Source organism: Microbacterium sp. CCNWLW41 (assembly GCF_037083505.1).
This window is the reverse complement of record NZ_JBAOJP010000008.1, coordinates 166,844-185,290: the sequence shown is the minus strand read 5'-3', so window position 1 is coordinate 185,290 and position 18,447 is coordinate 166,844. Positions and strand designations below refer to the sequence as shown.

Here is an 18,447-nt window from a genome sequence, read left to right as displayed (position 1 = left end):
CGGGCCGAGGCCGTACGGTCCCTCATCCGCTCATGCTTGAATGCTTCCCATGAGCGATGGGCGGCTTCCGGTTCGACGGCGATGGATCGGCACGACGGTCGGCGTCCTGGCGATCGCACTGCTCCTCGCGATCGGGTGGCTGGTCGTGCGCGGTCTCGGCGCTGCGAACGACCTGTCGCAGGTGGCCGCCAACGCCTCCGCGCTGAAGGCCGCGATCGCGAAGGGCGAGCTGGACCGCGCGGACACGCTCTCCCACCGCATCGCCGACCACGCGGCATCCGCGCGCGGTCTCACCTCGGACCCGGTGTGGCGCGCCTTCGAGGTCGTCCCCTGGCTCGGACCGAACCTCACCGCCGTGCGCGAGGTGTCCGAGATCGCCGACGACGTGTCCGAGGACGCGCTCGGACCGGTCGTCTCGGTCGTCGGCGACGTGGATCTCAGCGCGCTGGGCCTGTCGGGAGGCGCGATCGACCTCGCGCCGTTCACCCAGGTCGAGGCGCCGCTGGGTCAGGCCTCGGCCGCGCTCGCGGACGCCTCCGCCCGCGCCGCCCGCATCGACGCCGAGGCGACGCTTCCCGCGCTCGCCGACGCCGTCCGCGAGCTGCGCGGCACGATGGACGATGCGACGACCGTCGTCGGCGCGCTGCACGGCGCCGCGCAGCTGCTGCCATCGATGCTCGGCGGGTCCGGACCACGCACATACGTGGTGGCGATGCAGAACAACGCCGAGCTGCGCTCGTCGGGCGGGATCATCGGCGCCCTGGCCGTCGTCCGCGCGGAGGGCGGGCGGATCGGGCTCGTCGGGCAGGCGTCCTCGGCGGACTTCCGTGCGCTGGCGTCCTCGCTGCCCCTGTCGGAGCCCGTGGTCGCCCTGTTCGAGGACCGGCCCGGCCGCTTCATCCAGAACGCCACGAGCATCCCCGACTTCCGCGAGGCGGGTCCGGTGATCGCCGAGATGTGGACGCAACGCTTCGGCGGCCCCGTGGACGGCGTGATCGCGGTGGACGCGGTGGTCGCCGCCCACCTGCTCGAGGCGACCGGACCGGTCCAGGCCGGGCCGGTGACGCTGGACGCCGAGTCGGCCCGGGAGCTGCTGCTGTCCGGGATCTATCAGAGCGTCCCGGACCCCGCCGCGCAGGACCAGGTCTTCGCCCAGGTCGCGGGCACGCTGTTCTCGGCGGCCCTCGGCGCGCCCCCGCGTGCGCTGCTCAGCGCCCTGGCCGACGCGGCGGACGAGCACCGCATCCGGATCTGGAGCGCGCATCCCGAGGAGGAGGAGATCCTCGCGGCCTCGACGCTCGGTGGCGGTGTCCCCGCCGACGGCGCCGACACCGCCACCGTGGGCGTCCTCCTCAACGACATGACCGGCGCCAAGATGGACTTCTACGCGAACGCGCAGGTCGCGGTCTCGTACGGAGTCTGCGACGGCGAGCCCACGACGAGGGTGAGCGCGACCTGGACCAACGCGGCCCCGGCGGACGCCGCCGAGACCCTCCCGCCGTACGTCACGGCGGGAGGCGCCTTCGGGGTCCCGCCGGGCTCCACGGAGACCCTCGTGGCCGTCTACGGCCCGGAGGGCGCGCTCCCGTCCCGCTACGACCGCGACGGCGAGAAGGGCTCCGTGCAGACGGCGACCCTCGAACGACGACCCGTGATCCAGCACTCCGTGCGCCTGGCCCCGGGAGAGTCCACCACCATCACGGTGGACTTCACCGGGGAGGGCGCCGGCCGGCGGCTCACCGATGTCCGCTACACGCCGATGGCGGGTCCGATCGACACGTCGGTGAAACCCATCGTGTGCGATCGGTGACGGATCGCCCTCTCATGGGGTAGTGTTCTGAGCAACAACTGGGGATACCGGGTGATCCGCGCGCTATGGGGGCGTACGGGGCACCCGACGATCGATCATCGCTGGGGAGTGATGCCGATCGATTCCGCGTGAATCTCACTGGGGGAGAAACATGCTCAAGAAGGCTGCTGCCATCACTCTGGCCGCGGGTGCGCTCGTCTTCGCTGCGCCCGCCGCCTCGTTCGCCGCGGATCCGTACGTCGGACCGCCCTCGGTGGCCGTCGACGGACCGATCATCGACGTCTGCAACGTCTCGACGGTGTCGTTCGGCGCCGGGTACTTCGTGCCCGGTGAGGTCGTCGGGATCTCGATCGCCGGTGCGTCCGCCGAGACCGCGCAGTACTCCGGCAACACCGCGATGGAGGACGGGAGCCTGGTGCTGACGTTCATCCCGCCGGCCGACGGCCAGGGAGCGTATGCGGTGACGTTCGCGGGCGCGGAGCGCTCGTATACAGCGACGATCACGGTGCAGAGCGGAACGGACGCGGCCTCGAGCTGCGATCACGATCCGTCGGTCGGCGCCGGAAGCTCCGAGGCGACGTCTGGGGACGCCGGTCTCGCGGTGACGGGCGGGGACATCTCGCCGTGGATCGTCGGCGGAGGCGCCCTGGGCGTCGCCGCCGGTGGCGTGCTGGTGGCGGCTGGGGTTCGCCGCAAGCGCGCCTGAGGGGTCTCGTCGTCGGCCCGGTGAGGCCGTCCGAGACCGCCTGGGCGGTGGAGGCTCCCCTCCCCTCACACCCCTGCCGCCCAGGCTTCCTCCTCGGTGCCCGCGCGCTGTCTGGCAGCGGGCGCCGGTGAGGGCGAGGGAGCGGACGTCGCGAGACGCACGGCTTCGAGGGGCCGCGCTCAGCTCTGCGGTGACGCTCAGCCGTCGGTTGACGAGCCGCGCTCCGGCGACGCGAACCGCCCTCGAGCGGCGCTGATCAGCCCTCGGAAGGCGCGGACCCGTCCTCCGGAGCCTCGGTGGGCGGGTGCAGCGCGTTCTGCACCATCTGCCGCACCTGCTCCCAGTCCGGCTCCCACTCGTCGACGCCGTTCTCCGGCGTCAGCTCGATCGTGGTGACCGGCTGCTCCTTGGCCTTCAGGACCAGGTCGAAGAACTCCGGGAGCTTGTCCTGGGGCAGGTCGGTGCGCACCATGTCGGTGCCCGCCTGTGCGACCTCGGTGAACCGGCTCAGCACGTTCTGCGGCGAGAACTGGCCGAGGATCGCCTCCTGCAACTGCCGCTGCCGCTTCATCCGGTCGAAGTCACTCGTGGTGTACCGCGACCGCGCGTACCACTGCGCGGTGTCGCCGTCCATGCGCTGCGTCCCCGGCTCGATCCACCCGATCGCCCAGTCCTCCGCGGGCTCGCCGTCGTATGAGGGCCCGCCGCCCTTGGGCAGCCGTTCGGCGACCGTGATCTCCACGCCGCCGAGCGCGTCGATCAGGGCGGCGAAGTGGTTCATGTCGATGAAGACGTAGTACGGGATCTGGATCCCCAGGACCCCTTCGGCCGCGTCCTTGGTCGCCTCGATCGCGGGGCTCGAGTCCTGTGCCTCCGCGTCCGGATACAGCGCCGCGCCGTCGCCGCACTGCTCCACCGCGTTCGTGAGCTGGTTGATCCCGGCGCCCCAGCCGCACTCCTCATCGTCGTGCTCCTGGAAGCCGTCCGGATACTGCTCCAGCATCGGCCCCTCGGCGAAGGGCACGTTCGGCATGTCCCGGGGGATGCCGGTGATCGTCACGGCACCCGATTCCGCGTTGACCGACACCACCGAGATGCTGTCGAAGCGCATCGAGTCCCGCCCGTCGCCGCTGTCGGCGCCGAGGAGGAGGATGTTGTAATAGCCGTCGCTCGGGGGAAGGCTCGGCCCTCCCCCGCCGAACAGCGTCGTGATCGCGCCGCGGCTCGTGCCGACGATGTTGGCGGCGTACGCCGCTCCCCCGCCGAGCAGCCCCAGCACGAGCACCGCCACCATCGGCAGCGCGATCCTCGCGTACGGCTTGACCCGGACGAGACGCACGAGTCGCAGCGTGTCGAACGTGAGCACGACCCACAGCAGGGCGTATCCGATCAAGAGGACCTGTACGAGGGTCAGCACGAGCCAGGAGATCCAGCCGCCGCCCACGGTGAGCCACAGCAGGCCCTGCCGCCAGAGCAGCCCGAACAGCAGCGTCACGACAAGCCCGGTCCACAGCGCCAGGGTGGCGCCCAGACCGAAGCGGCCCAGCCGACGGTTTCCCGCGAGCACCTGCGCCGAACCCGGCACCAGGACGTTCAACAGGACGAGCCACCAGCCCCGCGTGGTCATCGCGGCCGGAGACGAGGTGTCCGGCCGACGCATCGGCTTGGTCTCGATGACCCGGGTGCGCTGCACGGCGCGAGCCGGCGCCAGCGGTTCGCGCAATACGGTCACAGCGAGTCCTTCAACCGCTGGTTCTTCTCCTCGACGACGCCTTCGAGCTCACGCGCGTACGCTTCGACGCGATCCGCCAGTGCCGGGTCGGACGCGCCGAGGATCCGCGCGGCGAGCAGGCCGGCGTTGCGCGCACCGCCGATGGAGACCGTGGCGACCGGGATCCCCGCCGGCATCTGCACGATCGAGAGCAGGGAGTCCATCCCGTCCAGGTAGGCGAGCGGCACCGGGACCCCGACCACCGGCAGCGCGGTGACGGAAGCGAGCATGCCCGGCAGGTGCGCGGCTCCCCCGGCCCCTGCGATGATGACCCGCAGTCCGCGTTCGCGCGCCTCACGGCCGTACCGCACCAGCTTGTCGGGCGTCCGGTGAGCGGAGACGACCTCGACCTCGTGGGCGATACCGAAGTCCGTGAGCGCCTGCGAGGCGTCGCTCATCACGCGCCAGTCCGAGTCGGAGCCCATGACGACCCCGACCAGGGGCGCGGCGGAGGAGTGCAGTGTCCCAGTCACCAGAACAGGGTACGGGCGGGTGCTGGGAGATCGCCGGTGCGGCGCGCGATCACCGTCATGCTGGTGATCACCCCTTGTCCGCCCGACCCGCGCTCAGGCGAACCGCCCCGCCGCCGACCGCGCCTCGTACACCACGTCGTCGAGGTCGTCGCCCGTGACGTTGACGTGGCCGACCTTGCGACCGGGGCGCGGAGCCTTGCCATAGGTGTGCACCTTGGCGGACGGATGCGCGCCGAGCGCGGCAGGGAGCCGATCCGTCATCGCCTCATCCGCGGGCCCGCCGAGGATGTTCACCATGACGGCCCATGTCGCCCGCGGCGACGGATCGCCCAGAGGCAGATCGGCGACCGCGCGAAGGTGCTGCTCGAACTGACCCGTGATCGCACCGTCCTGGCTCCAGTGGCCGCTGTTGTGGGGACGCATCGCCAGTTCGTTCACCAGGATCCGTTCGTCGTCGGTCTCGAACAGCTCGACGGCGAGCATCCCGGTGACTCCCAGCCCCTCGGCGATGCGCACGCCGATGCGGGCCGCCACCTCGATGAGCTTCTCGCTCGCGCCAGGGGCCGGCGCGATCACCTCGGCGCACACGCCGTCGCGCTGAACCGTCTCCACCACGGGATACACGACCGCCTCTCCGGACGGACGCCGGGCCACCTGCTGCGCGAGCTCGCGCACGAACGGCACCAGCTCCTCGACCAGCAGCGCGTCCCCGTCCGCGATGGCGGCGAACCAGTCGGCCGCCTCCTCGGCGCGCGAGACGACGCGCACGCCCTTGCCGTCGTACCCGCCGCGCGGCGTCTTCACGACCGCGCGACCGCCGTGGTCGTCCAGGAAGGCCTGGAGGGCGGCCACGTCCTCCACGCGCGCCCAGTCCGGCTGAGGCACGCCGAGCTCCTCGAGCCGGGCGCGCATCGCCAGCTTGTCCTGCGCGAACTGAAGAGCATCCGGGCCGGGATGGACCTCCACGCCGTCGGCCTGGAGGAGGCGCAGCACCTCCTGGGGCACGTGCTCGTGATCGAAGGTGACCACGTCGACCTCACGGGCGAACCGGCGCACGGTCTCGGCGTCCCGGTAGTCGCCGACCTGCGTGGCCGCCAGCTGCGCCGCCATGCCGTCGTCCTCGGCGAGGACGCGGATGTCCAGACCGAGCTCGACCGCCGGGGCGATCATCATGCGGGCCAGCTGGCCTCCGCCGACCACACCTACGCGCACCGCCATACACACCGGCCCTTCGTCCATCGGCGCCGCCGACCGCGACGCACGCCCGATCCATTCTCGCGCACTCCCGTGCGGCGCGCCGCCGTCGCGTCTGCGGTGGGGCCGACCGATTGCCGGAACGGGTGTCAGTCGTCGAGCTGGCCGGTCGCCTGCGCGTTCCGGTGCGCGAGGATCTGTCCCACCTCGACCTGGTCGGCCAGCGTCTCGTGCACGAGCGCGACGTCGGGCACGCCGACGAGTCGCAGCGGAGCATCGACGCCGTTCGAGAGCGTGATGGTCCCGGCTCCGGCCATCCGCTGGAGCACTCCGCGGCGGACCTGGATCGTGTACCCGCGGGCGTGGGACATCTCCTGGCTGTGGTGCGCGCCGATGCCGCGGCGGGCGATGACCCGACGCGTCGTGATCGTGTACCCGCGGGAGAGCCACACGAAGTACGGCACGACCACGAGAAGCACGACGACGAGACCGGCCGCCGCCAGCAGCATCCAGTCCTGGAGGGGAGCCGGCAGGTTGCCGAGGAGGTACGCCGTGGCACCCGCGACGACGATCAGCACGAGGGCGGACCAGAACAGGTGACGGGCGTGTCCGTGGAACCGCGCGATGAGGCGCTCCTCGGTGGGCACCCCGGGCGGCGGCGTCATCGGTCGCCCGCCGAGCCCCACCGGTTGCGTCATGGCTCCATTCTGTCGCCCTGCCCCGGTGAGGCGGGCAGCCGCGCGGTGTGTCCCTCGCTCCTCGGCGACGCGGCGCTCACACCGTGCGCAGGTGGACGATGTCCCCCGCGGCGACGCGGTGTCCTGTTCCGTCCTCCGCGCGCACCTCCAGGCATCCGTCGCCCGCAAGGCCCGTGGCGACGCCGCGAAGGGTCGATCCGTCCGGGAGCTCCACGCGCACCGCCTGGCCGAGGGTCAGGCAGCGGGCCGCCACGGCGGCACGCACGCCGCCCGCGTCGGCGCCGTTCTCCGCCAACGCCGTGAGATGACGGTCCAGTCGCGCCAGGTAGCCCGCGACGAGGAGGTCGACGTCGCACTCCGCCCCCTCGACCGCGAAGGAGGTGGCGGTGTCGACCGGGAGCTGCTCCGGGGTCATGGCGGTGTTGACACCGGTGCCGACGATCACCGTGTCCGTCCCGACGGCCTCGGCGAGCACGCCGCAGATCTTCCGCGGCGGCCGCGTGCCGTCTCCGGAACCCGCGGCGGCCACGAGCACGTCGTTGGGCCATTTGACGCCCACCGTCCGCTCCGGCAGTTGCGCGGCGACCGCGTCCGTCATCGCCGCTCCCGCCGCCAGCGGGATCCACCCGCGCTCCGCCGCGGGGATGGCCGGGATCCGCAGCAGCACCGAGACGGCCAGCGCCGACCCCGCCGGGGCCACCCAGCTGCGGTCGAGGCGTCCTCGACCCGCGCGCTGGTCCTGCGTCAGGAGCACGGAGAGGTGCGGCCAGCCCGCGGCATCGGCGGCGTGTGCGCGCAGATCGGCGTTGGTGGATCCGGTGGCGTCGAGCACGTCGAGGCGCGACGCCGCCGCGCGGGTGTGGGCGAAGTCCATGCCGTCACCCTATCGATCCGCCGAGGTGCCCCCGAGACCCCCTCCTGTCGCCCGAACCCCCTCGTATCTACGTATCTGCGAGGGGGTCTCGGCGGCGCAAGGGGGTCTCGGCGACAGTACGGAAAGAACAGCGGATCGGCCGTCGCGTTGTGCGAGGCGTCCAACGTCTGCGGACACCCCGCCGCTAGGGTGGAACCCGTGACGGATACGCCTGACCTCTCCACCACCGCCGGCAAGATCGCCGACCTCCACGCGCGCTACGACGAGGCCGTCGTCGCCGCCGAGGCGAAGGCGAAGGAGAAGCAGCACGCCAAGGGCAAGATGACCGCCCGCGAGCGCATCGAGCTGCTCGTCGACACGGGCAGCTTCGTCGAGTTCGACGAGTACGTGCGCCATCGCACCACCGCTTTCGGCATGGACCGCAACCGCCCGTACGGCGACTCCGTGGTCACCGGCGTGGGCACCATCCACGGCCGCACCGTCGCGGTGTACTCCCAGGACTTCACGACCTTCGGCGGCTCCCTCGGCGAGGTGTCCGGCGACAAGATCATCAAGATCATGGAGTTCGCCCTCCGCAGCGGCATCCCCATCATCGGGATCCTCGACTCGGGCGGCGCCCGCATCCAGGAGGGCGTGCTCGCGCTGAGCAAGTACGGCGAGATCTTCCGTCTGAACACCCGCTCCTCCGGGGTGGTCCCGCAGATCTCGATCATCATGGGCCCGGCCGCCGGTGGCGCCGTGTACGGCCCGGCGCTGACCGACTTCGTCATCATGGTCGACAAGACCAGCCAGATGTTCGTCACGGGCCCGGACGTCATCAAGACCGTCACGGGCGAGGACGTCGGGATGGAGGAGCTCGGCGGCGCTCTGACGCACAACACCCGATCGGGCGTCGCGCACTACCTCGCCGAGGACGAGGACGACGCGATCGACTACGCCCGCACGCTCCTGAGCTACCTGCCCGACAACAACATGGCGGAGCTGCCCTCGTACGCGAGCGCGTTCGCGTTCGAGACGACGGACGCGGACCGCACGCTCAACACGCTGATCCCAGACTCGCCGAACCAGCCCTACGACATCCACACCGTCATCGAGCACGTGGTGGACGACGGCGACTTCCTCGAGGTGCAGCCGCTCTTCGCCCCGAACATCGTGATCGGCTTCGGCCGGGTCGAAGGGCGCTCGGTCGGCATCATCGCCAACCAGCCGTCGCAGATGGCGGGCACCCTGAACATCGAGGCCGGCGAGAAGGCCAGCCGCTTCGTGCGGTTCTGCGACGCGTTCTCGATCCCGATCGTCACTCTCGTCGACGTCCCCGGCTACCTCCCCGGCACCGACCAGGAGTGGACCGGCGTGATCCGCCGCGGCGCGAAGCTCATCTACGCCTACGCCGAGGCCACCGTGCCGCTCGTCACCGTGATCCTGCGCAAGGCCTACGGCGGCGCCTACATCGTGATGGGCTCGAAGCAGCTGGGCGCGGACGTGAACCTCGCCTGGCCGACCGCCGAGATCGCGGTCATGGGCGGCCAGGGCGCCGTCAACATCCTCTATCGCGGGGAGATCAAGAAGGCCGAGGAAGCCGGCGAGGACGTCGCCGCGGTGCGCACCCGGCTCGCCAACGAGTACACCTACAACGTGACCTCTCCGTTCCTCGCCGCCGAACGGGGCGAGATCGACGGCATCATCGAGCCCGCCAACACCCGGGTGTCCATCGCGAAGGCCCTGCGGGCGCTGCGCGGCAAGCGCGCGGAGCTGCCGCCGAAGAAGCACGGGAACATCCCGCTGTGACCGCGGCGGAGGACCGGGACGCGCCGGTGGAGATCCAGGTGGTGCGGGGCGCGGCGAGCGAAGAGGAACTGGCCGCGCTGATCGCCGTGCTCTCGGCGGCCTACACCGCCGAAGAGGAGGCGGCCGTGACTGTCGACCCTCCCGTGTCGGCGTGGATGCGGACCCAGCGCGCGCTGCGCGCGCCGCTGCGGCGGGACATCCCCTGGGGCCGGTTCTCGGGCTGAGGCGGCTCCGACGCCTGCCGTCGGTCGTCCTTCGGAACGGCCCGATCCGGTCGCGTCGACGCGCTTCGGGGCCGGGCAGCCCCCGTCCCGACCCCGTTCGCGTGCGCGACGCACCCGCGGAGCCGTCCCCCAGTGACATCCCCACGGATGCAGAGATACTACATCGATTGTAGTTAAGCCGGCAAGCCGCTCCCGTGCCCGTGCGCCTACGCCGGGTCGCCCGCCGGCAGGAACAGCGTGGCCGCGTGCGGCGAGTGCACGGCATCGAGAACCAGGCACGCCGCGCCGACGGCGGCGACGTCCTCCCCCGCGACCGCGCCCGTCACGGGAAGGGTCCGCATGGCCGCCGTCGCGCTCTGGGCGGCGAGCAGGCCGGGCAGCACGCGAAGATACACGGACTCCAGCCGGGACCAGGACGGGCCGCCGAGCACGACCCGGTCGACGTCGAGCATGTTCGTGAGCACCGAGATCGCCCGCGACAGGTGCTCCGCCGCCGTCTCCAGGACGCGGACCGCCCCACGGTCGCCGGCGCGCGCACGGTCGCACAGGCCCGTGAAGCGGGCGTCGGGGGTCTCGTCCCCCGCGACGAGCACCCCTTCTCGCTCCGCCCGTTCGACGATCGCCTGCGGCGTGCAGACGACCGCGACGCAGCCGCGCGCGCCGCACGTGCACACCGGGCCGTCGGGGTCGACCATGATGTGCCCGATCTCCCCGGCGTTCCCGGAGACGCCGCGCACGACCTCGTGCCCCATCACGAGTCCCGCACCGATCCCGGTCCCGAGATACACGAACAGGAACGACGACGCGGTGCGCTCGACCCCGCGCCACAGTTCGGCGACGGCGGAGGCCGTGGTGTCCTTGTCCAGCAGCAGCGGCATCGCCGTGGCCGCGCGCAGCTCATCCCGCAGCGCCACCCGATGCCAGCCGTCGAGCTTGGGCGGATCGATGATGGTGCCCGCCGTGTCGAGAGGCCCTGGGGCCGCCACGCCGACGCCGACGATGCGTTCGCGGTCGACGCCAGAGGACCCGATCAGCCGCTCGATCGCGTCGACGATCGCGTCGATCACCGCGGAGGGCGCACCCACGGCGGTGCGCTCACGGGCGTGCGCGACGACGTCGCCCGCGAGGTCGAGGATGACCACGGTCGTGACGGACGGGTCCAGATGCACGCCGACGGCGAGCTCGCGCGCCGCGTTGAGCTTGAGCAGGGTGCGGGGTTTCCCCGGCCCGCGGATCGTCCGCCCGGCCTCCAGGACGAGTCCCTCCTCCAGCAGGCGGCGAGCGATGTTCGTGACCGCCTGGGCCGAGAGACCGGTCACCTCCGCGATCTCGCTCCGGCTCAGCCCCGCGCCGGACCGGCGGACGGCCTCGAGCACCACCGACTGGTTGAAGTCGCCCATCCGCGGAAGGTTCGTTCCTCGACGAGGGCCGGGCTCGCTCATGGGTCCATTCTCATCCACCGCGGCTGTTCCGCCAGGGCTCGTCGGCTTTGTCCCCCAAAATACCTACAGACATTCCTCTTGCGCCCCGGAAGACTGTTCTTGCAACGCTTCGCGTTCGGCCGGTCCTCCGTCACAGGGTAGACGGACGATCACCGGCCTCCCGCGGACGGTTTTCGGGTAACCGCTCCGCATCTGGCGAGGGGCGGGCGGCTTCGCCGCCCCTCGCCTCCTTCTGACTCACGTCCGCTCGTCGCGTGATCCGTCCACGGTCCGACGGATCTCCCGCCACAGCTCGACCGAGTCCTCGTCGGATGACGCACCGGCGGCCGAGCGGCCCACGACGGTCACCGCGACCTCCGCGTCACGCGCCGCACGGATGATGAGTCGCGCCGAGTCGGCGTCGCGCAGCACGGCGGCGAGCTCCGCGCGGATGCGCTCCCGCGCCGCCTCGTCCAGCCCGTCCAGACCGCCCTCGTCGAACACCGTCACCGTCGCCCCGCGCCGCCGGGCGGCGGCGATCGAGGCGCGCGCCTCCTCGTTCAGCAGATTGGCACCGCGGATCTCGTCACGCAGGCGCCCCTCCGCCAAGCGCGCCTCGACGCGCTCGTCCTCGGAGAGGTCGCCGCGACTCTCGATCACCCGGGCGAGGCTCGGGCCCGCCACCGCCAGCGCGTACTGCACGCGTTCCCGCCGGGCGCGCTGCCGCACCGCCTGTGTCGCCTGCCAGGCGGAGGCCGCCTGCTGGATGCTCGCCAGACGGTCGGTGTCCCGCACGGCCCGCCCCCAGAACGCCACGAGCAGCTGCGCGATCACCATCCAGACCGCGGAGCCGACCAGTCCCAGAGCCAGCGCATCCCCCATGCCGAGCCAGGCGGAGGTCGAGGCGGCCAGCGCGACGAGCGCCAGCCAGCCGAACAGGCTCCGCCGGCGCACCACGCAGATCACTCCGATGACTCCGACGCCGCCGATGTACCACGTCGCATACGGTGCGCGCAGAGCATCCTGCGTCAGGGCGAGGTTGACGGCGATCGGGATGCCGACCCCGGCGGCCAGGGCGACGAGTGCGGCCCACAGCGGCATGCGCAGGCGTCCTCGCGCGCCGACCATCACGATGGTGACCACGACCAGCAGGAACGCGGCGATCGTCACGACGAGCAGCTGCGGGTTCGCCGGCGGCGTGGTCCACCACAGCGCGCGGGACGCGAAGTACAGGGCGAACCCCAGAGCCAGCGCGGTGGCGACGTTGCGGACGGTGAGCCTCATGACTCGGACCACCCCAGCGTCACGGTCGTGCCGCGCCGATCCGACTCGATCGTCGCCGTGCCCCCGACCGCGGCCATCCGGGCGAGGATCGAGGCGCGGATCCCCAGGCGATCCGCCTTCACCTGCTCGGGATCGAAGCCCGTCCCCGTGTCGCTGACCTTGATCGTGAGGCCCGTGTCGCCGTGTCCCTCCACCACGATCGCGAGCCCCCGGGCGCCCGCGTGGGCCACCGCGTTCCCGATCGCCTGGCGAGCGGCGAGGGCCACGGCGCGCGCCACCCGATCGGGCACGGATCCGTGCCCGAAGCGGTCCAGCACGGCGGTGGTGTCGAGCTCGGCGACGGCGCGTTCGAGGTCCTCCGCGATCCGCTCGATCGCCACCGGCTCCTCACTGCCCTCCTGCAGGCTGGCGGCCTCCGCATTCGCCAGGCGGGTCAGCGCCTCCCTCGCCATCGCGACGGCGAGGTCGCGCTCGCGCTCCGTCCTGGCCCGCTCGGCGGCGATGAGGGCGGCGAGCACGCTGTCGTGCATGAGGGCCGCGACCGCCACGCGCTCCTGCTCCGCCGCGGCCGCCGCGGCCGCGGCGGCGTACGACTCCACGGCTCTGGTCCGGGCGTCGTCGACCCCGGCGGCGACCGAGCGGAACATCCAGCCGAGCGCGACGAGCACGCAGCCGAGGATCAGGGTGAACGAGACGTCGAACGCGGTGGTGACCCAGAACTCCCGCTGGAAGTCACCCTGCGCGAGCCGGACCAGGCCGTAGAGGAAGGGACCGGCCAACGCCCACAGGAGTTGGAGCGCGAGCGGGAAGGCGACGACCGCGGCGACCCCGGCGACGTTGACGAGGAAGAAGATCCACGGCTGCTGATCGGGGTCCGCGGCCTGGCGCACGGCGACGAAGGGCCACAGCACGAGATCGAGGACATAGGCGACCGTGAACACGCCCGCCGCGACCCGCACCCCTCGGCCGACCACGCAGGTCACGAGCATGATCGCCCAGGGCACGAAGACGAGCGCCATCATGAGGACGTGCGGCGCGTCGAGCCGAGTGAGCGTGCCGACCGCGGAGATCAGCGCCTGGGTGCCCAGGGCCAGCGCGCCGACGCCGACGACGATGGCGATGATCCGCTCCATCCGCCTGCCGGCGAACCGCTCCAGCTCCCGGCCGACCTCGCCGGGCGTGGGGATGTTCGCCCACGCCTCGCGGAGCGTGCGCTCAGGGGACACTCGGGGCTTCCTCCTGCGGCGGCGTGACGATCCCGTCCTCCATCGCGCGCCGCAGCAGGTCCACCTTCGTCGGCGCCGGGCGGCCGACCTCGACGTACTTCACCCGCACCCGGGTGATGTTCTCCTTGGCGGTCGAGTACGCCACGCCGAGCCGTTCGGCGACCACCTTGAGCGGAAGCCCGGTGGCGTACAGCCGCAGCACCTCCCGTTCCCGGCTGGAGAGCTGCGCGTCGGCGAAGGCGCGGTCGCCGTCCACGGCGCTCGCCCACTCGACGTTGTTCAGCGCCTCGCCGCGCGCCACGGTGTGCACGGCGGCGATGACGTCGTCCAGCGGAGAGGACTTGCTGATCACCCCGGCGGCACCGGCGGCGAGCGCCTCCCGGACGGCGACGGGCCGGTCCGCCACGCTGTGGATGACGACGCTGGAGCCGTCCGCGACCAGGCGGGTGACGTTCTCGGTGACGGTCGTGCCGTCCCCGAGGGTGAGATCCAGCACGACCACGTCGGCCGGCACCAGCCCGATCCGACGCCGGGCGTCGAGGTACTCCCCGACGCCGGCACCCGTGAAGAGGACCTCGAAGTCGGCCGCTTCGAGGGCGGCCGTGAGCCCGAGACGAACCGACTCGTGGTCGTCGATCAGGGCGACGCTGCTCATGCCTTCAGCCTACCGAGGCGACCGCGCCACGACGTCACCGCGCGCCGTACCTCCTCCTCTCGTCCTTGCCCGCACCTTCGCGGGGATCGACGGACAGTGATCGCTCGATGGCGCGTCGCCGCACCGCGACCGCCCCCTCTGCCACGCCCCAACCGATCCCTGCGACAGCGAGCAAGCCGGCAAGGCCCCAGGAGACAAGGAGAGAGAGTGCCCCGGAGGAGAAGATCATCGCGTAGGCATGGCTTTCCGCGACGGCGAGCGTGAGGAGAACAGGAATCCCGAGGAACGTCACGCCCGACGCGACGATGAACGCCCGCGCGGCTACGCGTCGGACGCCCTTTCGAGGAAGGAGAAGGTAGACGGCGCAGACGAATCCCGCCACGATGAGGACGGCGATCACGCCGCCGAGTGCCAGCCAGGTCGCGAGCCACCCGAGCACCTCACGGTCGGCTGAGGGGGGTCCGCAACTGGTCGCCATCGGCGCGAACGTCCACCGGAAGTCATCGTCAGGCGGTCCTGTGCACCTGTTGTTCCGGAACGAGACGTACCCGAACGCCGAGCCCACCATGCAGACGTAGAGCCCGCCCACGAGCGCTATCCACCCGGCCACGACCACCGGGAAGAAGAATCGTGCTGAGATTCTCATCGGATCGCACCTCGGCGAGACGCGACGATCCTCTCGACCGCGGCCCAAAAGACACCCACGACGACCAGGGTGAGCGCGACGCCCCAGGAAAGGACGAACCCGACGAATCCCTCGTAGACGCCGCGGAGGAGGCCCGATTCGAGGCCCCATGCCAGGATGACCGCCCCACCCGCGATCATTCCGCCGACGGCCACAATGAGGAAACCCGCCCCGCAAGCGTTCCAAGCCCCGAGGAGGCAGCGCGCGGTAGCGACACGCAAGCAGATGGCCCAGAACACTTGCTTGTGGAGCCGCACAACTACTGGGTGCACGACCAAAGCTGAGCCGGGGAGTCACCGTAATTCGGCGAGTACCAGCAGAGCGAAGGCGCCTTCCGACCGTTGACGCTGTTGAGCACCATCCGATTCTCCGAGCGACCGGGGCCTGGATACGTGCCCGGCGCCACACCCATGCAGTCCATCAACGGCATGTTCGGATACCTTTCACAATGCGTCCGACTCACGGGCTGCACGATCGCACCAAGGACGCTCTGCACGTCATCCCCCTTCTTCGGGTACATCGCCAGGGCGAGCTGGTTCGTCCCGGCAGTGCTATGAGGCATCGCCCGGGGGAACGCCATACCCACGGCGATTGTGCTCACGGTGCAGGGGTCGGACAGGTCGTTGAAGTCGCCATAGAGCCCCAGCCCGTTCGGCGCGACGATCTGGGAATCTCCACTGATGACCCACGCGAACCAGCTGAAGGGCCGAGTCGAAGCAGCGGCCCAGTCCTTATACGAAGGCATCGTCGTGCCGCAGTACGGGCGCTTTCCGTACAACGTCGGCGGTGGCCCCTGGTGAGGGCGCGCCTTCGTATAGAAGTCGAACTGGAACTCCATGCCCCAATGATCTGCCATGCGGGTCGGAGAAGCGAAGGGGTTGGTCCCATACCAGTTGTATTTCGCCCGGATAGCGAGATTGGTGCCAGAAGGCGTGACCATCGCTTCCGCGGTTGTGGGCTGCCACGTCTCATTCACGGCGAGCGGACCCACCTCGCCCGGCGCCTCGCTTTCGGTGGATGCCGGAGAGAGACCCTCCGACATCACTACCGGGTCGCCCGGCGGCGCGACATAGACCGGAAGCTCGGCCCCGAGGTGAGCGTCAGCGAACGGGCCGACCTCCGGTGCCCGCTTCGCGTGATCGGCGCTGTCCACGTAAGCGCCGACGACTTCCGGCGCCGTCCCCGTCGCCGCAGCGATCTCGGCCAGGAAGTCCTCCGCGCTGAGCCCCGCGTCCAGCCAGAAGTCCCCAGCGATGGAGGAACTCTCGAACCGATACCCCTCGACCCTGATCCCGTCGCCATCCGTGACGGTCAAAGCCGACTCGAGCGAGACGGGATGAGCGAACTCGAGCTCGACATAGGTCTCCTCCGCCTGATCATCTTGCTCCACCGCGGCATTGGCCGGTGACGACAGACTGGATCCCAGAAGGACCCCTACTGCCACCGTGATCGCCCCGAGCTTCCCGCATGTCATTTGCACCCCATGCTCCTTTGCATAGAGGGACCCGCGTGACGCAGTTCGGTCCCCGTGATGCCGACACTAGAGGCGGATCATCTTCCGGCACAAGCGAAATTTTGTGCATTGCATGCCAGATGGACTGAGGTCAGCGAGCGTCGACGGTCGGCACCAGGCGGGCGACGACCTCGAAATGGTGGGAGTTGGGGAACAGGTCGAACGCGCGGAGGTCCTCGACGTCGTAGCCGCGCGCGCGGAAGGTGCCGAGGTCCCGGGCGAAGGCGACCGGATCGCACGCCACGTACACGACCGCCGACGGCGCGAGCGCGACGACGTCCTCCACCACGGCCCGCCCGGCACCGGAGCGGGGCGGGTCCAGGACCACGGTCCCGCCGGCGTGCGCGCGCGCCGCGGTCTCGTCCCGGCGACGGTCCGCGAGGAAGCGATCGACCCGCGCGGTGATCGCTTCGGCGCCGAGATCGCCGAGGTTCTCGCGGGCGTGCGCGGTCGCGCGCGCACTCGACTCCACCGTCGTGATCGTCTTCGCGCCGAGACGACCGAGGGTGGCGGCGAAGAGCCCGACGCCGCCGTAGAGGTCGAGGTGGGCGGAGTCCGGGTCCACCCGGTCGGCGAGCAGGTCCGCGACGGCGGCGTCCAGCGTGTCGGCCGCCTCGGGATGCACCTGCCAGAAGCCGTCGGCGTCCACGCGGAACTCACGCCCCGCTGCTCGTTCGACGAGCACCTCGGGGACAGGACGCGGAGCGCGCGGGGCACGACGGCGCGCGCCCTTCCCCGCGGCCCCTTCTCGGGCGGCGGCGGCCTTCCGGAGGATCCGGACCTGCCCGTCCGACGCCTCGACCAGCTCGACGCGGCCCTCACCCCGGGCACGCAGGATCCGTGCGGCCGCGGCGATCGACGGGCGGGCCAGCGGCAGGTCCTCGACGGGGACGATCCGGTGGCTGCGCGCGGCATAGGGCCCGACATGGCCGTCGGCATCGGCGTGCAGCGTGACGCGCGTCCGCCAGCCGCCGTCGTGGTCGGAGACGGCGGCGACCTCGGGCGCATCGACCCCGCCGCCCGCGAAGCGATCGAGCGCTTCGGCGAGCACCTGGCGCTTGAGGGCGCGCTGACGCCGCGGGACGATGTGACCGAACTCCGCGCCGCCCGGGCGCGCCTCCGGATCCCGGTCGATCGACGCCTCCGCCCACAGATGCGGCCGGCGGTCCGACGACGACTCCAGGACCTCCACGGCGACCGCCCGCCAGAACGCCGGCTTGGAGGCATCCGTCACCCGGGCCCGCACGCGCTCGCCCGGGATCGCGTCGGCGACGAAGACCACACGCCCGTCATGGCGGGCGACACTCACCCCGCCATGGGCGATGCCGGTCACGTCGAGGTCGAGCAGGTCGCCGGAGTCCGCGGAAGTCACCTCCCGATGATCCCACGCCGACCGCGCGGGCGGCGGCCCGCGGCAGCGTCGCCGGCACCGTGGTCGCTCCCCGGCTAGCGTGGTCGCATGCGCGTCTGCCTCGCCTCCACCTCCCCCGCCCGCCTCGCCCTCCTCCGCCAGAGCGGCATCGAGCCGCTCGCCCTCGCGCCGGACGTCGACGAGGAGGCGGTCGCGGCGGACGAGGAGGCCCGCCGCGGGACTCCGCTCAGCCCGGCCGAGCTCGTCCTCCTCCTCGGGCGCGCCAAGGCCGCCGACGTCGTGGCCCGCGTGCGCCGGGAGCAGCCGGACTTCGACGGGATCGTCATCGGCGGCGACTCCATGTTCGAGATCGACGGACGCGTGTACGGCAAGCCGCACACCGCAGAGGCGGCCACCGAGCGGTGGGCCGGGATGCGCGGCCGCACCGGTGTGCTGCACTCGGGACACGGCGTCTTCCGTGTGCGCCCCGGCGCGGATCCCGTCGAGGCCCACGCGGTCGCGGAGGCGTCCGTCTCCTTCGCCGCCGACGTGTCGGACGAGGAGATCGCCGCGTACGTCGCGTCCGGGGAGCCGCTGCACGTGGCGGGCGCCTTCACGGTCGACAGCCTCGGGGGCGCCTTCATCGAGCGCGTCGAGGGCGACCCGTCGACCGTCGTCGGCATGTCCCTGTCCACCCTGCGACGCCTCGTCGGCGAGCTCGGGGTGACCTGGACCGACCTCTGGAACCGGACGGCCTGACACCGTCCCCCTGCG

17 protein-coding genes are annotated in these 18,447 nt (G+C 71.6%); 5 read left to right on the top strand and 12 right to left on the bottom strand.

Translation table 11 applies throughout. The annotated features are described in order from the left end of the window. The first annotated feature begins 49 nt into the window (after window positions 1–49). Entirely contained in the window at window positions 50–1,810 is a 1,761-nt protein-coding gene (locus tag V6R91_RS25485; RefSeq protein WP_336397556.1) for a DUF4012 domain-containing protein, read from the top strand. A 151-nt stretch (window positions 1,811–1,961) separates the two neighbouring features. Then, a complete protein-coding gene (locus V6R91_RS25480; protein ID WP_271061785.1) occupies window positions 1,962–2,516 on the top strand; it encodes a hypothetical protein in 555 nt (184 codons plus the stop codon). A gap of 256 nt (window positions 2,517–2,772) precedes the next feature. Here the strand turns inward: V6R91_RS25480 and V6R91_RS25475 are convergent, their stop codons facing one another. From V6R91_RS25475 to V6R91_RS25455, 5 genes are all read right to left on the bottom strand, one after another. Further along, window positions 2,773–4,248 (bottom strand): LCP family protein, encoded by a 1,476-nt coding sequence (locus V6R91_RS25475; RefSeq protein WP_442928179.1) that lies wholly within the window; start codon window positions 4,246–4,248, stop codon window positions 2,773–2,775. Continuing rightward, entirely contained in the window at window positions 4,245–4,712 is a 468-nt protein-coding gene (gene purE / locus V6R91_RS25470; RefSeq protein WP_067248789.1) for a 5-(carboxyamino)imidazole ribonucleotide mutase, read from the bottom strand. The genes V6R91_RS25475 and purE overlap by 4 nt, the downstream gene beginning before the upstream one ends. Window positions 4,713–4,853: 141 nt before the next feature. Then, entirely contained in the window at window positions 4,854–5,978 is a 1,125-nt protein-coding gene (locus V6R91_RS25465; RefSeq protein WP_336397555.1) for a 5-(carboxyamino)imidazole ribonucleotide synthase, read from the bottom strand. A gap of 125 nt (window positions 5,979–6,103) precedes the next feature. Continuing rightward, entirely contained in the window at window positions 6,104–6,652 is a 549-nt protein-coding gene (locus tag V6R91_RS25460) for a PH domain-containing protein (protein ID WP_271061788.1), read from the bottom strand. Between the two features lie 76 nt (window positions 6,653–6,728). Further along, window positions 6,729–7,526: a biotin--[acetyl-CoA-carboxylase] ligase gene (locus V6R91_RS25455; RefSeq protein ID WP_271061789.1), complete on the bottom strand. Its 798-nt coding sequence runs from the start codon at window positions 7,524–7,526 to the stop codon at window positions 6,729–6,731. Window positions 7,527–7,715: 189 nt separating this feature from the next. On the opposite strand from V6R91_RS25455, the gene V6R91_RS25450 reads away from it, so the two are divergent. Both V6R91_RS25450 and V6R91_RS25445 read left to right on the top strand, forming a co-directional pair. After that, complete coding sequence (locus tag V6R91_RS25450; protein ID WP_067248765.1) at window positions 7,716–9,314, top strand: acyl-CoA carboxylase subunit beta; 1,599 nt, start codon at window positions 7,716–7,718, stop codon at window positions 9,312–9,314. Next, window positions 9,311–9,538, top strand: a complete 228-nt coding sequence (locus V6R91_RS25445; RefSeq protein WP_067248768.1) for an acyl-CoA carboxylase subunit epsilon — start codon at window positions 9,311–9,313, stop codon at window positions 9,536–9,538. Before V6R91_RS25450 ends, V6R91_RS25445 begins: the two co-directional genes overlap by 4 nt. Window positions 9,539–9,744: 206 nt before the next feature. On the opposite strand, the gene V6R91_RS25440 is transcribed toward V6R91_RS25445, so the two are convergent. From V6R91_RS25440 to V6R91_RS25410, 7 genes are all read right to left on the bottom strand, one after another. After that, window positions 9,745–10,980, bottom strand: a complete 1,236-nt coding sequence (locus V6R91_RS25440) for an ROK family protein (protein ID WP_336397554.1) — start codon at window positions 10,978–10,980, stop codon at window positions 9,745–9,747. A 237-nt stretch (window positions 10,981–11,217) separates the two neighbouring features. Continuing rightward, a complete protein-coding gene (locus V6R91_RS25435; RefSeq protein ID WP_271061792.1) occupies window positions 11,218–12,243 on the bottom strand; it encodes a hypothetical protein in 1,026 nt (341 codons plus the stop codon). After that, window positions 12,240–13,469 (bottom strand): sensor histidine kinase, encoded by a 1,230-nt coding sequence (locus tag V6R91_RS25430; RefSeq protein WP_336397553.1) that lies wholly within the window; start codon window positions 13,467–13,469, stop codon window positions 12,240–12,242. Before V6R91_RS25430 ends, V6R91_RS25435 begins: the two co-directional genes overlap by 4 nt. Beyond that, a complete protein-coding gene (locus V6R91_RS25425) occupies window positions 13,459–14,124 on the bottom strand; it encodes a response regulator transcription factor (RefSeq protein ID WP_219086152.1) in 666 nt (221 codons plus the stop codon). The genes V6R91_RS25430 and V6R91_RS25425 overlap by 11 nt, the downstream gene beginning before the upstream one ends. A 34-nt stretch (window positions 14,125–14,158) precedes the next feature. Then, a complete protein-coding gene (locus V6R91_RS25420; protein WP_336397552.1) occupies window positions 14,159–14,770 on the bottom strand; it encodes a hypothetical protein in 612 nt (203 codons plus the stop codon). A 298-nt stretch (window positions 14,771–15,068) separates the two neighbouring features. Next, entirely contained in the window at window positions 15,069–16,199 is a 1,131-nt protein-coding gene (locus V6R91_RS25415; protein WP_336397551.1) for a hypothetical protein, read from the bottom strand. Between the two features lie 214 nt (window positions 16,200–16,413). Beyond that, window positions 16,414–17,694, bottom strand: a complete 1,281-nt coding sequence (locus tag V6R91_RS25410) for a class I SAM-dependent RNA methyltransferase (protein ID WP_336397550.1) — start codon at window positions 17,692–17,694, stop codon at window positions 16,414–16,416. Between the two features lie 87 nt (window positions 17,695–17,781). Here V6R91_RS25410 and V6R91_RS25405 point away from each other — a divergent pair, with 87 nt between their 5' ends. Continuing rightward, entirely contained in the window at window positions 17,782–18,432 is a 651-nt protein-coding gene (locus tag V6R91_RS25405; protein ID WP_067248787.1) for a Maf family protein, read from the top strand. Window positions 18,433–18,447 lie beyond the last annotated feature (15 nt).

Bases quoted from the DNA above. Each gene is read 5' to 3' on its own strand.
- purE (WP_067248789.1), bottom strand. From the start codon at position 4,712: ATGGGCTCCGACTCGGACTGGCGCGTGATGAGCGACGCCTCGCAGGCG.
- V6R91_RS25455 (WP_271061789.1), bottom strand. From the start codon at position 7,526: ATGGACTTCGCCCACACCCGCGCGGCGGCGTCGCGCCTCGACGTGCTC.
- V6R91_RS25480 (WP_271061785.1), top strand. From the start codon at position 1,962: ATGCTCAAGAAGGCTGCTGCCATCACTCTGGCCGCGGGTGCGCTCGTC.
- V6R91_RS25435 (WP_271061792.1), bottom strand. From the start codon at position 12,243: ATGAGGCTCACCGTCCGCAACGTCGCCACCGCGCTGGCTCTGGGGTTC.
- V6R91_RS25405 (WP_067248787.1), top strand. From the start codon at position 17,782: ATGCGCGTCTGCCTCGCCTCCACCTCCCCCGCCCGCCTCGCCCTCCTC.
- V6R91_RS25440 (WP_336397554.1), bottom strand. From the start codon at position 10,980: ATGAGCGAGCCCGGCCCTCGTCGAGGAACGAACCTTCCGCGGATGGGC.
- V6R91_RS25485 (WP_336397556.1), top strand. From the start codon at position 50: ATGAGCGATGGGCGGCTTCCGGTTCGACGGCGATGGATCGGCACGACG.
- V6R91_RS25425 (WP_219086152.1), bottom strand. From the start codon at position 14,124: ATGAGCAGCGTCGCCCTGATCGACGACCACGAGTCGGTTCGTCTCGGG.
- V6R91_RS25465 (WP_336397555.1), bottom strand. From the start codon at position 5,978: ATGGCGGTGCGCGTAGGTGTGGTCGGCGGAGGCCAGCTGGCCCGCATG.
- V6R91_RS25420 (WP_336397552.1), bottom strand. From the start codon at position 14,770: ATGAGAATCTCAGCACGATTCTTCTTCCCGGTGGTCGTGGCCGGGTGG.
- V6R91_RS25460 (WP_271061788.1), bottom strand. From the start codon at position 6,652: ATGACGCAACCGGTGGGGCTCGGCGGGCGACCGATGACGCCGCCGCCC.